Genomic DNA, 14,943 nt, shown 5'->3' with positions numbered 1-14,943 from the left:
TCAGGTATCTGCAAAAAGGGTNGCAGCTTGTGGCGATGTCATGAGGCTCAGGTAGGGTGGATGTGACTCGAGGGCTCAAAGTGTAGGCTCTTGCTCACGTACTTTAGTTTGCTCAACAGGGCCTCTGCATACATCCGATAATTTCGATAAGCGCACCATGAGGAGAGTTTCTGCGATATTCTCAATGCAGGCTCGCCCCACATATAGGCGGCTCCAGCATCTCCATCTTTGAAGCCGACATGGCCCGGCATTGGCCTTCAGTGCGATTGACTAGCAAGACCTTCCTGGAGCCGTCAGGTCCTTTCACATTGCTCCTCCGAGAACCGGTGCCGCGCCGATTGTGGCGGGCGGAATGTGCCGTTCCTGCTCCTTAGCTTCTGCAGCCCAATCGACCTTTATTCGTTTGCGCGATCGTGTCGCCATACCAGCTCCGAGGGATCTGTGCGGACAGAACAAAACCACTTTTCTGTGGTTGAGCGCGCCCCGGCCGGAAACCGGCACCTTTGAGATCGTACAATTTGACGCCACGTGCGATTCAAGTCATTTTTGGGCGGCCGTGAATATCTTCAAACCCGCAAAGCCTCCGCAAGCAGCGATGATATGAAAATTGAGAAATGCACGGCCATTCCTCATAGGAGCTGGCCCGAGCCGGCCTCGCGTTGCTATCGCCAAAAAGGCGCCGTCTTGGCGAGCGGCGCAGCTGATCGGTATCGAGTTCCCATTCAGGGCTGATCTTCTCGCCGCCATCATGCGGGCCGCCTCTGGGTAAGAAGCCGAGCTGCCAAAAGAGCCGCTATCGAGACAGATAGGGACGATGGTGCATGCAGGGCACAAACTCAGGATGCGAGCTGCCTCGGACTTTTCTGATCAGAACCTTCTTTCGATATGTGCGCGAATAGCATTTACTTTATCGTCAATCCAGCCGCGCTCGCGCGCGCTTGCGACCATCTTGGCGTAGGCCGCCTCCCAAGTTTCGTTGTCCTTGGGGCAGCCAGGGGGCACTAAATCAACAGGCACCAGCGCATTGTCCTGGTCAACAAGCGTGATCCCATTCAAGTCTGAAGGCTTAGCGGCATGCGTGCCCTTCAAGACGAGCTTAAACCCGCAAAAATCGAAGGGCTCCGCCAGTTGCACTTCCCCCACCGGCGAGCATTCTATGATCATAAATCGAATCCTTCATTGTGGCNTTTCAACATAAGCCTAGCCGTAGAGTTTCGTTACGAATAGCGAGCTTGCGGTNGAAAACACGCCCTCAGCCGTACAGTAGCGTTTGAAGCTCCCCACGGAAGTTGATGAGTGGATTGCCTTGAGCTGATCGCGTTGCGACAATCCGGCCGACAAAGATCCCATGGGTGCCGACGACTTGGTAATGATGCAAGACGCATTCGAGCACACAAACTGCGCCTTGCAGAACCGGTACGTCAAGGACGCCTTGACCCCATGCCGCTGTATCGAAACGGTCGGCGCCGTTTGCGCCGTGCCGGCCGGCAAAACGCAGTGCGAGGTCCTGCTGATTGCCGCCAAGAAGACTCACACCAAGAGTGCCGTTGGCGAGTATCGCGTCGTGAGTTTCGGAACTGGCGCTAATGCCGACCAGCAGGCTGGGAGGCTCCATGCAGATCGAGGTAATAGAGCTGACAGTTAAGCCGCGCCGTCCGTCGGCCGTTCCGGTCGCTACAATGGACACGCCGCTCGCCAGATTTCGCATGGCTAAACTCGATCGCCTCGATGGGCTGAATTTCGCTTATCGGGGGAGGCGATTGCCAGCTCGTAGCCCAGCTCCAGAGTGGCGTTTGACTTCGAACCTTTGAGGCATGCGGAGATTGCGTAGGTTCGCGACCTTTGAAGTTGCCTCCGCGCTGTTCGCTCTTGGTGGCACCTGTAATCTGACTGATCTGGCGATGCAGCTGAACACAACAGCTGGCTCCGCTTGGATCATAACCTTCGTCGCGCCTCCGCGTCAGATCGAGTACGTTCCACTTCCTCGTGTCGTAGGGCGGGAAGAGCGACGGGCAGGATGCCGGTACTCCGAAGGGCTGGCCGTCCGTGATCTGTCCGCGCGGGGCATCATTCACTGCAAATTATTCCTCGGTGGCGACATGGGCATCGCCCACGCGCCATTTTGCCTGCCGATACTGTCGAGAAGGCGCTTTTTCCCGGAGATAAGACGCTCATCCAGCGTCGCGTGCAACGAAAGCCGCAGCTCAGGCGGGATCGATTCGTCTGTATCGATCACTTCACGAAGCTTACGAAACATGAGTTCGATCAGCGCGATCGATCCGAGTACCGTGTCTGTCTGCCAAGAAATCATTGTTTGCCTCTTTTGGCGCTCCAGCGCGAAGCGCGATTCACCGAACCGCCTATCTCTTCGATGATCTCGGTGGGGCGCTTCGCACCGGCTCTGGCGATCTGAGAGGCGCTCGATATGTCGGCCGCCGCCTTGGCCTCGATCAGCTCGGCAGGATTGATTCGGTACGCATGCTGCCGCCCGAAAAGCGCGCTGCTCCGAGCATAGACCGCACTCATCTGACGAATCTCCGCCTCGATTTTAAGACTTTCCATGATTCTGCCGTTAATCCTCGGGCTAGGGCACCGCTATTTCGTTCAAACGATCGCCTCTCCATCACCGGCTCCACTTATCGGCCCACTCAAAGCAGGGGAGATTACCGGCTCCGGGCTGACGTGAGAGTTCTGCGGACCTTCTGAATGCTGAATAGCCGTCGTCGAACAGCGGCGACGCCGAGCAGTATTCGGACCGAAGGGAGCTTGGCTAGGAGGTTTTGTCGCGCATTACTGCGCTCCGGTTGAAACCGCCGCCTCGCGCGAGAGCAGCGCGCGGGTCGCCGCCCTCACATCAGCCTGCCGCATCAGACTTTCTCCGACCAGGAAGGTCGAAATGCCAAGCCGCGAAAGACGCAGAACATCGCCCTGCGAGCGGATACCGCTTTCGCCGACGATCACGCGATCCTTGGGTAGGAGCGGCGCCAGCGCCTCGCTGATGGTAAGAGCGGTCTCGAAGGTGCGCAGGTTGCGGTTGTTGATGCCGATCATCGGCGAGCGGAGTTTAAGCGCCCGATCGATCTCCTCGACGTCATTGATCTCGATCAGCACATCCATACCATGGGCCATGGCCGCAGCCTCTATCTCACGAGCGGCTTCGTCTTCAAGCGCCGCCATGATGATCAGGATGCAGTCGGCCCCCTGAGCGCGCGCTTCGGCCACCTGATAGGTGTCAAGCAAGAAGTCCTTGCGCAGCACCGGAAGATATGATGCCGCGCGCGCCGCGACCGTGAAATCAGGGTGCCCCTGGAAGAGGTGCGTGTCCGTCAGCACCGACAGACAGGCCGCGCCGCCCCCTTCATAGGCCCTGACTAGCGAGGGCAGATCGAAGTCGCTCCGGATAAGGCCCTTGGAGGGAGAGGCCTTTTTGATCTCGGCGATCAGCGCATATTCATCTGCTGCGTGCTTGTTGCAGATGGCGGCGAGAAAACCCCGCGGCGGCGAGGCCTTCCGCGCGAGCGCTTCGACCTCTGAAAGTGGCAAGGCGCGCTTGGCGGCTGCGATCTCTTCGCGCTTGTAGGCTCTGATCTTCGTCAAGATATCGGACATCGGTTAGGCTCGGCTGTTAGGCGTTGGATACTGCGATTAGGTGTTTCAATCGCGCCGCCGCGGCACCGCTACCAAGCGATTTCTGCCCAAGTGCGACGCCTTCCTTCAAGGTTTTGGCACGGCCGGACACGATCAATGCCGCGGCCGCATTGAGAAGCGCGATATCGCGATATGGGCTTGGGGTGCCGTCGAGCACGCTTTTCAGCGCCACTGCATTGGCATTGGCATCGTCGCCCTTCAGTCCCTCGCTGGCACAGCGGGGGAGACCAGCGTGTTCGGGGGTCACTTCGAAGGTGCGGATATCGCCGGTCTCAAGCGAGGCAACAAAGGTCGGGCCGGTCAAGGTGAGCTCGTCAAGTCCGTCCAAGCCGTGCACCACCCACACCGACTCAGCGCCAAGAGTTTTCAACACCTGCGCCAAAGGCAGTACCCACTGCCGCGAAAACACCCCAACTATCTGTCGCTTGACGCCCGCCGGATTGCACAGCGGTCCGAGCAAGTTGGTGCGGGTCGCAAGCTCAAGCCGGGTCGGTCGGACGTGCTTCATAACGGGATGATGGACCGGCGCAAACATGAAGCCGATGCCGGCTTCGCGCACGCAGCGAGCGATGTCTTCAGGGGAGATGTCGATCCTCACGCCGAGCGACGCCAACACGTCAGCAGCGCCAGAGCGCGAGGACAGTGCGCCGTTGCCATGTTTGGCCACCCGTACGCCAGCACCAGCGACGATGAAAGCGGCGCAGGTCGACACGTTGACCGAGCCCGAAGCGTCGCCGCCAGTGCCGACAATGTCGACGGAATCGTGCGGCGCATCGACTCGCAGCATCTTACTCCGTATCGCGGAAGCGGCGCCGGTAATTTCGTCCACCGTCTTGCCGCGCACCCGCAGAGCCATCAGAAGTCCGCCCATCTGCGAGGGTGTGGCTTCGCCCGACATCATGCTGTCAAAAGCTGATGCCGCCTCCTCGCAGGTCAACGTGGTGCCACTGGCGAGCTTGCCAATAATCGATTTGAAGGCGTCCATCGTGCTTTCGAACGTGCTTAGTTGTAGCTATTGCGAGCGTTTTGCCAGGGCGAAGGTACCTCTTTGATCGATGTGCGGACCTCCATGTTCCAGCTTAGTGACAAAGGCTGCGCGCTGTTTGTCGCACAACATGGGTTGAGGGTCTTCTTTCAGCTCTTTGCCCTCGTCGGATGCGAAATCGGCAGGCAACATGATCTGCCAGCCGTCCGGCTTCATCATCGGAAGGCCGATTCGAATAGGCGTCAGTTGTAAATTGGCATTCATGCGCACGGCGACCCGGCTAGCGGGTCAGCCGGTACCCATGACTTGCGTGGCGTAGGTTTGGTCATAATTCATTCCTACAACCTAACGCAGCGTCAAGTTCAATCCCTTTTAGTGGCTTGGCTGAATCAATTATGCCGTCCCAATATGCAATCTCGCGCGTTCCAGAGTGACGGGGACACAAGCGTCTGAGAAACCACTTCCAAAGGTAGTTACTGACATTGGAACGCGGTCGGCGGGTGTTTCCAGGCCGACCAGGACGACTGAGAAATCTTGGCGGCCGAGGAGCGGGCCCCCCACGTCCCCACGCAAATCATGGTGTTTCCGACATTCATGCTGGTTATCGAACCGATCGGGATCGACGCCGAATCAAGCCTTCAGGACAGACTCAGAACTCATCCTGCCTTGGGTGACGAACATGGCTGGACGACTATCGTTGGCAACTAGCCGTAGGGCCCGTACGTTACATGGTTATCCTACGATGTTTCTAGTCGAGATCGTCACGGCACCTAGCATTGTCGTACCAGATGGGCTCGAGACGAGGGCGCAATCGTCATCAGGAGCGTCCACAGACGATCGCGATCGGCTTACCGGCTGTTCACGACAAAGATTCGGCACAGGCAGGCGCGAAGTCGAGAACTCATAGCAGTCGCTAGGCAGTGTCTGAGCTTATGGATCTCGATCCACCTGCCGCTTCAGATCGGTGATAGCGGCTGAAGCCTCGCATTACGATCACGCACCGCCTCGATAGTCCCCGTTTTTCGGCGCGCGGGATGTCTGGTCTGCAGGCTTAGAACGGTGGTTCATGGGCGGGTCAGTCTTTTATTCGTTTTCAGCTGCGCGTGATCGTTAGACCAGCATTCTCAAGGGCATCCAGGATCTTGCCCGCATCAGCCGGCGCGTCGTGTTGGTGCTCGCCAGTCAGGGCGCCGGCAATGACGGCGTACGCCTCCTCGCGCTCGGCCGGCTTGTGCACAGTATATTCGCCGCAGACATTGCAGGCGATCATCGGTCGGCCGTTCCAGGGATCATGTGACGCGATTTCGCACCAGTCATCGGAGTTGCATTTCGGGCACTGCATGGGCGAGGGCTCCTGGCAGTTCTCAGCGAGCTCGGTTCTCGTCAAGTCCAAAGGCGATTGGGCAGCTTACCTTTGCAGAAGCATCGGGAGTGTGGAGCTCGCCTCGGCCATTCCAGAAGCGAATAAAGCTAGCGAGGCCAGCGCGGAAATAAACGAACAGACGTGGCAAATGCGCGCGGCGTTCGCAGCGCGCAAGCGGCGCGCCTCTTGGATCCGTTGTGGCCCACAAGTCCTGAGCCTCGAAACCGCGATTTCAGCAGCGGCGCCGGCGAACATTGCAACGAAAGCGAGCGTAGCCCCCAACGCGAAGTACATCGCTGCTGAAGAGAGGGCGCCGATAAGGCTCAGATCGATTGTGGCTCTGGTTGCTACGCCTTCGAGAGATGACATGACTGCAAGCCCAGCTCCACAGTTGATCAATATCAGAGCGCGAAGCGCAATCGGGACTGAATCGAGGGCAGCCTCTCTGACAAATCTTCGAACTTGGACCTTGCGAGGGACGCGCTGAGCATCTTCGCGGTTCAGGCCGTGATGCCATTTCCAGTCTTTTACCGCCTTTCCTTGATCGGACTGTTCTTCAAATGTTGATTGTTCGTTGGACTTGTCCACTAGGTGTGCTCCTCGGTCCGTTCGGGGCGACGAGAACGCCGCTTCGGGCGCTTAGGTCGCGGGAGTTGATCCTTTAAGAGGCGAAAGCTAGTCCGGACTCAAAGGCGGTAGGCGCAAGCTGCGTGCTTGAGACGGCAAATCGCGTTCGCTCAAGAACATATCGGCTCGGAAGCTCACGAAATCCCATTCGTGTGATGACGTCGTGCTAGCACAGAAACCGCTCGCCCGTGCTTGCGTCAAACTTCGCTGATGCAGCAGCGCCTCAGTGGTCGCCACCGGAGCGGATTCGAATTCGGTCTCCTCTGGCTGCTTCGAAAGTGTCGATACTGGAGCATATTGAGTTCAGATCCGGTTCTCATCGGCTAAAGGCCGCGGCGAAGGTGATGCGTTTCACTTATTTTCCTTTCCGTGAGTGTGGAGGTAGACCCAGCTGCCGATTTGGAAGCCAGTCAAATCGAAGGATCGGCATGATCAGCGCCTTCTCGCTTCGCGCCTGATCCGATCGCTACATTCTGAAGACGCCGTAACGTGGCGCCTCGATGGGAGTATTGAGCGAAGCGCTCAGGACGATTGCGAGCGCGTTTCTGGTGTCGACGGGGTCAAGAATGCCGTCGTCCCAGATTTCGGAAGTTGCATAGTAGGCGCTCGATCGTTCCCGATACTCTTCGACGATAGGCTCTCGAATGGCCGCCAACTCTTGTTCCGATAAGCGTCCACCCGTCCGGGCCAATTGTCTTGCCTTGACATGCGTAAGCACGCCTGCCGCTTGCTCTGCACCCATCGCTGAAATCTGAGACTGCGGCCAGGAGAACATAAAGCGTGAGTCGAAAGCTCGTCCCGCCATAGCGAATGTCCCCGCTCCGTGGGAGCGGTTGCAAATAACCGTGAATTTAGGCACCGACGCTCCAGAGACGGCCATGATCAGCTTGGCGCCATCCTTGGTGATGCCACGCCGTTCGTATTCGCGGCCGACCATGAAACCCGTGATATTCTGCAGAAACAGCAGAGGCGTTCGATTCTTGTCGCACAATTGGATGAAGTGAGCGCCCTTCAGGGCGCTATCGCTGAACAGTGCGCCGTTGTTTGCAATAAGCCCGATCTGATATCCATAAAGGCGGGCGAAGCCGCACACCAAAGACTCGCCATAGCGAGGCTGGTATTCGTGGAATCGGCTGCCGTCGACCAGACGGGCGATAATCTCCCGCATGTCGAACTGCACTCGAGGATCCCTGGGAAGAATACCGTACAACTCAGACGCATCGTAAGCGGGCGGCTCCGGAGCGACTCTATTGATCGAGGCTTTCGTAGCAGGATTGAAGCCTGCGACAATGTCCCGCGCGATGGCAATCGCGTGCATCTCGGAGTTTGCGAGATAGTCACTCGTTCCAGACACGCTGGTATGCATATGAGCGCCGCCAAGCTCTTCGGCGGATACCGTTTCGCCCGTGGCCGCTTTCACGACCGGGGGTCCACCTAGAAAAATCGCGCCCGTTCCCTCCACGATGATGTTGTAGTCGCTAAGCGCGGGGACGTACGCCCCTCCTGCGGTACAATGACCCATTGCGATGGCGACTTGCGGCACTGCCATCTTCGAGAGAATGGACTGATTGCGGAAGATTCGCCCGGCGTAGTATCGATCCGCGAAGAACTCCGCCTGCAGAGGCAGAAATCCACCAGCACAGTCGCACAGATGAACAACAGGCAAACGGTTCTCGATCGCGATGTCCAAGGCCCGCACGATCTTCTTGACAGACAGCGGATACCATGCGCCGCCCTTCACGCTGGCGTCATCGGCGTGAACAATGACTTCGTGACCCGCCACGATGCCGATGCCGACGACCTGCGCTGCGCCGGGCACATCGCCGTCGTAAGCCTTGTTAGCGGCTAGAGTCGAAAGCTCGAGGAACGGTGTTTCTGGATCGAGCAAAGCCTCGATCCGATCCCGTACAAACAGTTTGTTCTGCCGGCGCAGGCGCTCAAGTTCCCGTTCAGCGCGGTTATAGCGGACGGTACGTTGTCGTTCCTTCAATTCGGCCGCGAGTTGTCTGTTATGGAGTTGGTTGAGGCGAAATTCGCGGGATTTGACATCCACTGCAGAAGCGATTCGCTGCATCTCAACGCCCTTCCTCGGAGAGCGTAACCAGCACTGCGTCTTGCTCGAAGCTTTCGCCTTCGTTGAAGTGAATCCGGTCGATCACCCCGTCTCGTGGAGAGCGTATGATGGTTTCCAACTTCATGCTCTCGATTTTCATCAGCGGCGTGCCTGCGGAAACGGCTTGGCCAGGCAAAACGCTGGTCGTAACGACCAGGCCAGGCATCGGCGCGCGAGCCATCAGATGATGTGGCTTATTATTCGCGCAAGCGAGGGTTCTCAACGGGTCGCGGTAGTGCAAAATGCGCGTCCTGTCGCGGATATGCACGTGAATAACTTCGCCATCGATGGCGAACCTAACCGGTGCGCTTTCGCCATCGATGGTAAGAACGCCGCGGCCTTCGGTTTGCTGGGAGAACGCGATTGGAGCAAACACTTCATTGCTCAAGCAAAGCCGATAGCCCTGTTGGCAACGTGAAAGCGATAGCTGATAAGCTGCGCCATCAACTTCAAAAGAGTGGTTCATGTCAGTTTCTCCAGCTGCCCAGCGCTGCGTGAAGCTCGGGCACGGCATCTGCAGCTTCGCGGACAGGTCTCGTCAGGAGGGCGGCTGTGGCGAGGAAGTCAGATAAGTCGGACGCGGGTTCGCCCGATGCAATATGCGGATTTTCCTCGAGATATCCCGTATGGACGTGTCCGCTCAGAAATGCCTTGTCGCGGAGGATGCGTGTCAGAAAGCTTGCGTTTGTCTCGCAGCCGAGAAGCACCAGCTCGCGCATCGCCCGATGGGCCTTCAGCGCAGCCTCCATGCGCGTGGGCGAATGCACGATGATCTTTGCGAGCATGGGATCGAACGCTGTCGTGATCTGCTGGCCTTGCACGATGCCACTGTCGATCCGTATGCCGTCGCCATCCGGATACTCAAGAACAAGTACCTTGCCAGTCGTCGGAATATATCCGCGTTCCGGGGCTTCCGCATACAGTCTAGCCTCGATCGCGTGTCCTTCCCAGACAATATCGGACTGCGAAAATCCAAGTTCGCGGCCCGCGGCGACATAGATCTGTTGAGCAACAAGATCGATGCCGGTGACCATCTCGGTTACACTATGCTCAACTTGCAGACGCGTATTCATCTCAAGAAAATAGAACTCTCCGCCGCCGTAGATGAATTCGACAGTGCCTGCGTTCTGGTACTTGGCGGCACGCGCGATGCCCGCGGCAGCTTCGCAGATCCGCCTCTGCAACTCTCCCGATAGTGCGGGGGACGGCGCCTCCTCGATGACTTTCTGGAACCGGCGCTGCACCGAGCACTCTCGCTCGAAGAGATGGACCACGTTTCCGAAGGAGTCGCCGAGCACCTGAACTTCGATGTGCCGCGGGTTCTCGACGTATCGTTCGATGTAAAGCCGGCCATCACCGAAGTATCTCTGCGCCTCACTGCGCGCCTGCGCAATCGCGTCCTCCAAGTTAGCGAGGTCGCGCACGATCCGCATGCCCTTGCCGCCACCTCCAGCCGATGGTTTCACCAGCAAAGGAACGCCAACGGTTCGCGCCCTGAATGTGAATGTCGCTGGATCATCTTCTTCGATCGCCGAAGGTGCAACCGGAAAACCGCTCCGCTGAACGAAGTTGCGGGCCCTGATTTTGTCGCCCATCAGTTCGATGCTTTCCGGAGCTGGCCCGATGAAAGCAATGCCCGCCTTTGTCACGGCCGTGGCGAACTCAGCATTCTCGGAGAGAAACCCATAGCCCGGATGAAGGGCGTCGGCGCTCGCCTTGTGGGCAGCAGCGATAATTTGCGGGATATCGAGATAGGCGGCAATCGGCGTGCGACCGCTGATCGCAATCGCCGTGTCAGCCATGGCAACAGCCGGCGTCCCCGCATCCTCATCGTGGTAGACAATTGCAGAGCGAAGCCCCAGCTCTCGCAAGGTCTTGATGATTCGTACGGCAATCTCGCCTCTGTTGGCGATCAGAACGGTTTGGAAAGGTAATTCACGCATTCGCCTGTTCGTCCAAGTAAGTGCCCAGCGCCGAGAGTTCCGTCATTCGCAGGCGGTTGGTGCAGCCTCAATTGCCCGCGCCCTTTCATCTGTCCCCATTCGGCGTTGCCGTCCTGGAATTCAGCCCCAGGGGCTAGTCTCGAACGTGGGCAATCGAAGCCGGCGGGCTATCGGCGCCGGCTCATTTCGAGCTTTCCTTTCCCTTGGCAGAGTCTCGAAACGATATCACGTAGCGACATTGGTCACTCAGGTTCACGAACTTGGCTCTGAGACAAGCAGTGATGGCTCCTGCATCAGGTATGTGGCTGCTACAAAGGCGAAGCACGTCCGGTGTGCAAGCCTGTCGTCCCTCCGGTGTCGCCAGCCGATCTCGCGCACCCGCCTGTTCGGCGCATAGACCCGTTGTCGTCACAGCAGCAACAGCTAGTGATGCTGCACAGCGGTGTACTTTGAAAAACCAAGACCGATACGTTCGCTGCTTTTGATTCACGATATCCTCTTCAAGTCGATACATCCTGCGGTATTGTTCTTTCTGCGCGAAGCGCAGCATGACCTGTCTACCGCGAAATAGGTCGGAACCTTTCAAAGCATTGACGGCCGCGGAAGCGCACTCGTGTATCTGCACACCCATCGCAGCGGGTGCTTCGGCCGCCTATTCGTAGATACCATAACTTCCGAGCGCATCGAGGCGGCTAACAACCCGCCGGTCGGCCGATGAGCCAGAGCCGCCAACGCCCGGCGAAACAACGATTGCGACCCGGCTAGACGAAAGAAGTTACGATAGCGGTAAGATATACCTCGGAAGCAATTGTGGTTGAGCTACCTCCAACATGCCCCCGAAGCTGCGTCTGGTTGGGGAGAGAGAACCAGGAGCGATCTGTAATAGCCGGGGCTATCACCCACATGCTGCGCAGATCGCGCCAAATTCTCATCCTGTTCCGGGTGCAACGTGGCCAGTTTGCGATGCATCCGATAGACCACTTCGCTTTCGGGTGAGTGCTCGAGCATCGTGATGTTGCGACGTGAGCTCACGAGTGTGGGACATTAGCAATTCTCATCACTTGGCGGGAAGCTTTGAGATGGCCAGCGGGGCGCCACCTCTTGTTCAAGATCGTACAATCTAACGCTACGTGCGATTCAAGTCCTCGCCAGGACTGCTCGTGTGGATATATCTAAACTCGCAGGCCAAAGAGCCATCTGGCGCGAATAGAGTGAGAGGCCTTCACTGGCAAATCTCAGTTCCATTCCCATCTAGCCCGAGCGGGGCCGTGCACGTAAGCGACAGCTCCAGCACGGCTGATCCCTTTAAGTCGGCAAGTGGAGCGATCGAAACATTGAATAGGTTTTCGATGCTGGTCAGCGTAAACTGCGCTCCGCGGTAGCAGTTCGAAAGGGAAAGCTTTTATTCCCCAGATGCAGGCGCTTTAGATGTGCTGCCTTTACTGGAAGAAACTTGACCCAGCGCGCCTTCGAAGGAGATCGTGGCGCCTACGGGTCGTATCTTGCTGGGTCCGGCTCCCAGCGAGTGTGTGCGAGGCATAAGCAAAGCAACTTTATCAACAGCTCAATACGTGTGTACCCGTTTCGGCTTTCTCAAGCGAATCCTGCCCCCAGCTTCATCCCTCCGAGATATAGATTGGATCGAATTTCCGAATTTTGCGGGGAGGGCGACTACGTAATGATACGGAGGGCTGCTGTCGCATTCTCTCCATGTACGAAGTGCATCTCATCTACATGAAACCCAAAGATCCGTTCTACGATCCCAAATTCTGGCGAGGCCGTGCGGAAGCGACGCGGACCAAAGCGGTGTCGTTCGCTGAAGGAAAGTCCAGAGATAGGCTCCTTAAGATCGCCGAGGAATATGAGAAGCTAGCCCGACGCGCAGAGGAGTGGCCGACGCTCAAAAAGGATGGCGACGCAGAGCCTGATCGCAGTTCGTGATGCTTGGCCGGCTTCTCGACAGAATCCTGAGTAGCTCTCTCGGAGCGGCTAGGTTGGTTCCTTTGCTCGATGCGTCCACGCCTGCGGGCCGATTTGGATCACTCGGCCGTTAGCCGTTCGCTCATCGGGCGCGTAATCAACCTCACGATTGAACAAGCGATGCCTAAAGTTAGCACGCTGGTTCTTTATCTCGCAGATCCGGTACCATCCAGAATCTTGGTCGCTATCTCTGGAGGAGGCTGATTGCGACGTTTCCTCCAACCATGGAGGCATCCGCGGCTGCTGATCTATTGCACGAACCTGGGTCTCATACGGTCTGATGCAAGCGAGAAGCCATCCGATGAACCAGCCTAGCCTTTTCGTACCGCTTCTTTGCGGAACCCTTGCGATGGTCAGCTGGAGTATCGGAAACGTCCTGTCCAAGGCCGCCCTCTGCTGTATCGAGCCGCTCTCGCTACTAACAGGGCAGTTGGCTGTGAGCGCCGCAAGCCTGACCGTACTATCCATCTGGTCAGGCGCGCCGCCTCGCTTGAGCGATTGGCGTGCTGGCCTTCCGGGCCTCCTGCAGCCGGCGCTTGCGTCTGGTTTGTCGACCTTCGGCCTGACGATGCTGCCGGCGTCTGTGGAAGCGATCCTGTTCGCAGTTGAGACGCCAATGATCATACTGCTCGCGTGGTTGATTCTTGGCGAGACCCCCAACCGGGGCGTCGGCTTGCTCTGCTTGTTGGCCTTTGCCGGAGTTAGTTTGCTGAGCTGGACCTCTGAACCCGATCCCTACGCAACGCGCGGACTGGGAGTCGGCCTCGTCCTCGGCGGTGTTCTATTTGCCTCGCTCTACAGCATCACAGTCCGGTTGATGTCGGATCGGATCGATGCGCTGCGGCTTACGACAGTAAGCCAAATCGTCGCGTTCGCAGCAGTGGCATGTGTATGGATTGGTGTTCGTCCATTGCCGACGCTCACGCCAACTATCACTGATGTTATTTTGGTGGTCGCATCCGGATTGCTGCTCATGTCAATTCCGTTTCTTCTCTACGGCATTGCGCTGGAACGCATGAGCGCGACCGCGGCCGCGCTGTTGCTGCCGCTAGTTCCGATGTTTACGTCTATCTTCGCATCTGTTTTTCTCCAGGAAACCCTGACTGCAAAACAGTGGCTAGGGGCTGCCACTGTTCTCGTGTCGGCGCTTGGAATGCCCTTGGCCCTGCGTTCCAAACCGCACGATTGACCTGGATCAATTTGGCGCAGGCTACGTCGTCTCGCCAGGCGCCCAACCAAGCAAAAATGCGCGGCTTCCTCGGCCGCGGCCAGTTACGGGTGGACAGTTCCTCTTTCAGATGTCTGGGGCAGGAGATCGAACCTTCTAATCATTTCACCCTCGGGCGGCTCGCTCGATCGTCGGCGACCAGAATCATTTGGACCGTCGGCACATAATCGCACCCGGAACATGGCTCCTCGTTTCGCGTCCGGCCCAGATGACGCGACAGAAGCAGGATCAGATCGTCTCGCCTTCGATCTGCGCATCGCACGTTAGCCGCGAGGAGTTGCGCCGGGGCCTTTGCTTGCGATCCAGCGATCGACGAGCTCGCTGAGGAGTCCGAAGGGAAGTGCACCGCTGCCGAGGACGATGTCGTGGAACTCGCGCGCGTCGAATGCCCGGCCCAGCTGAGAGCTTGCCTTGCTCCTCAACGCGAGCAGTTGCTGCATGCCCACCTTGTACGCAGTAGCCTGGCCCGGTAAGACGATATAGCGTTCCACCTCACTTATGATTTCGGACAACGGTCAGTTCGCTCGCAATCGCAATCTGCATGTGATGACCCGGTACGCCCTCGTGGTAGGCGAGAGCTTCGAGCTGGAATGTCTTCAGGATGTCCATTCTGGACAGGTTGACGTAGTAGACGCCGGGCCGGCTGCCGTCGGTCGTCGGCCGCTGATAGAAGGCGAGACCCACAGAGTTCTCACGGAAAACCTCGACGCGCCTGACAACCAAAGGAGCTTTGGGAAGCCTGCCAAAAGAATTACCGAGCTTGCGGTAGATCGCATCCAAAATGCGGGACGTTTCGCGGAGGCAGGTGCTCCGTCCCTCCTCGGTATCGGGATAGACAAGCTTGGGGTTTGTCTTGATGTGCTCGAAAAAACCGGCGAGTTCGCCGCCAAAGCCAAGCGAGTTCTTTATCTTTTCCATCTCTCCGTGGATCCGGGCGACCTCCTCCAGCCCGTACTTGTGGATTTGTGCGGCCGACAGCTCCGTCGTGGTTATGTGCCTGAGCGCCTGCGCGTAGAACTCAAGTCCGTTGGGGTGCTTCCAGGCGCCATCATCCGT

General features: G+C 57.9%; 16 protein-coding genes. 2 read left to right on the top strand and 14 right to left on the bottom strand.

Annotated elements, in window-relative coordinates; genetic code table 11:
• Positions 1 to 867: 867 nt before the first annotated feature.
• From CQ14_RS10735 to CQ14_RS10680, 12 genes are all read right to left on the bottom strand, one after another.
• Positions 868 to 1,164, bottom strand: coding sequence for a hypothetical protein (locus CQ14_RS10735; RefSeq protein ID WP_057857878.1), 297 nt, complete (start codon positions 1,162 to 1,164; stop codon positions 868 to 870).
• Between the two features lie 88 nt (positions 1,165 to 1,252).
• Positions 1,253 to 1,708, bottom strand: coding sequence for a flavin reductase family protein (locus CQ14_RS42125; RefSeq protein ID WP_156434858.1), 456 nt, complete (start codon positions 1,706 to 1,708; stop codon positions 1,253 to 1,255).
• A gap of 363 nt (positions 1,709 to 2,071) precedes the next feature.
• On the bottom strand, positions 2,072 to 2,311 hold the full coding sequence (locus tag CQ14_RS10725) for a hypothetical protein (protein WP_057857876.1): 240 nt from the start codon (positions 2,309 to 2,311) through the stop codon (positions 2,072 to 2,074).
• Positions 2,308 to 2,562 (bottom strand): hypothetical protein, encoded by a 255-nt coding sequence (locus CQ14_RS10720; RefSeq protein ID WP_057857875.1) that lies wholly within the window; start codon positions 2,560 to 2,562, stop codon positions 2,308 to 2,310. Before CQ14_RS10720 ends, CQ14_RS10725 begins: the two co-directional genes overlap by 4 nt.
• 228 nt (positions 2,563 to 2,790) lie before the next feature.
• A complete protein-coding gene (trpC, locus tag CQ14_RS10715; protein ID WP_057857874.1) occupies positions 2,791 to 3,609 on the bottom strand; it encodes an indole-3-glycerol phosphate synthase TrpC in 819 nt (272 codons plus the stop codon).
• 16 nt (positions 3,610 to 3,625) lie between these two features.
• Positions 3,626 to 4,633: an anthranilate phosphoribosyltransferase gene (trpD, locus tag CQ14_RS10710; protein WP_057857873.1), complete on the bottom strand. Its 1,008-nt coding sequence runs from the start codon at positions 4,631 to 4,633 to the stop codon at positions 3,626 to 3,628.
• A gap of 27 nt (positions 4,634 to 4,660) precedes the next feature.
• Positions 4,661 to 4,897, bottom strand: coding sequence for a hypothetical protein (locus tag CQ14_RS10705; RefSeq protein ID WP_156434857.1), 237 nt, complete (start codon positions 4,895 to 4,897; stop codon positions 4,661 to 4,663).
• Positions 4,898 to 5,726: 829 nt separating this feature from the next.
• Entirely contained in the window at positions 5,727 to 5,903 is a 177-nt protein-coding gene (locus CQ14_RS10700; RefSeq protein WP_156434855.1) for a hypothetical protein, read from the bottom strand.
• Between the two features lie 138 nt (positions 5,904 to 6,041).
• On the bottom strand, positions 6,042 to 6,584 hold the full coding sequence (locus CQ14_RS43455) for a hypothetical protein (protein WP_156434853.1): 543 nt from the start codon (positions 6,582 to 6,584) through the stop codon (positions 6,042 to 6,044).
• Positions 6,585 to 7,089: 505 nt separating this feature from the next.
• Positions 7,090 to 8,697: an acyl-CoA carboxylase subunit beta gene (locus tag CQ14_RS10690; protein WP_057857869.1), complete on the bottom strand. Its 1,608-nt coding sequence runs from the start codon at positions 8,695 to 8,697 to the stop codon at positions 7,090 to 7,092.
• Position 8,698: 1 nt separating this feature from the next.
• Positions 8,699 to 9,202 (bottom strand): acyl-CoA carboxylase biotin carboxyl carrier protein subunit, encoded by a 504-nt coding sequence (locus CQ14_RS10685; protein WP_057857868.1) that lies wholly within the window; start codon positions 9,200 to 9,202, stop codon positions 8,699 to 8,701.
• Between the two features lies 1 nt (position 9,203).
• Positions 9,204 to 10,679, bottom strand: coding sequence for an acetyl-CoA carboxylase biotin carboxylase subunit (locus CQ14_RS10680; RefSeq protein ID WP_057857867.1), 1,476 nt, complete (start codon positions 10,677 to 10,679; stop codon positions 9,204 to 9,206).
• Between the two features lie 1,710 nt (positions 10,680 to 12,389).
• Between CQ14_RS10680 and CQ14_RS46020 the strand changes: the two genes are divergently transcribed.
• Both CQ14_RS46020 and CQ14_RS10670 read left to right on the top strand, forming a co-directional pair.
• On the top strand, positions 12,390 to 12,620 hold the full coding sequence (locus tag CQ14_RS46020) for a hypothetical protein (RefSeq protein WP_245319848.1): 231 nt from the start codon (positions 12,390 to 12,392) through the stop codon (positions 12,618 to 12,620).
• 340 nt (positions 12,621 to 12,960) lie between these two features.
• Positions 12,961 to 13,848 carry a DMT family transporter gene (locus CQ14_RS10670; RefSeq protein ID WP_057857866.1) on the top strand — a complete coding sequence of 296 codons (888 nt, stop codon included), beginning with the start codon at positions 12,961 to 12,963 and terminating at the stop codon, positions 13,846 to 13,848.
• Between the two features lie 302 nt (positions 13,849 to 14,150).
• On the opposite strand, the gene CQ14_RS10665 is transcribed toward CQ14_RS10670, so the two are convergent.
• Positions 14,151 to 14,378 (bottom strand): DUF885 family protein, encoded by a 228-nt coding sequence (locus CQ14_RS10665; RefSeq protein WP_057857865.1) that lies wholly within the window; start codon positions 14,376 to 14,378, stop codon positions 14,151 to 14,153.
• Position 14,379: 1 nt separating this feature from the next.
• Positions 14,380 to 14,943 (bottom strand): DUF885 domain-containing protein (locus CQ14_RS10660; protein WP_156434862.1); only part of this gene is annotated, 564 nt, incomplete at its 5' end.

It is taken from the genome of Bradyrhizobium lablabi, from assembly GCF_001440475.1.
In the GTDB taxonomy this organism is placed as follows: domain Bacteria; phylum Pseudomonadota; class Alphaproteobacteria; order Rhizobiales; family Xanthobacteraceae; genus Bradyrhizobium; species Bradyrhizobium lablabi.
The sequence above is the reverse complement of the archived record's forward strand: the minus strand, read 5'-3'. Positions and strand labels throughout refer to the sequence as shown.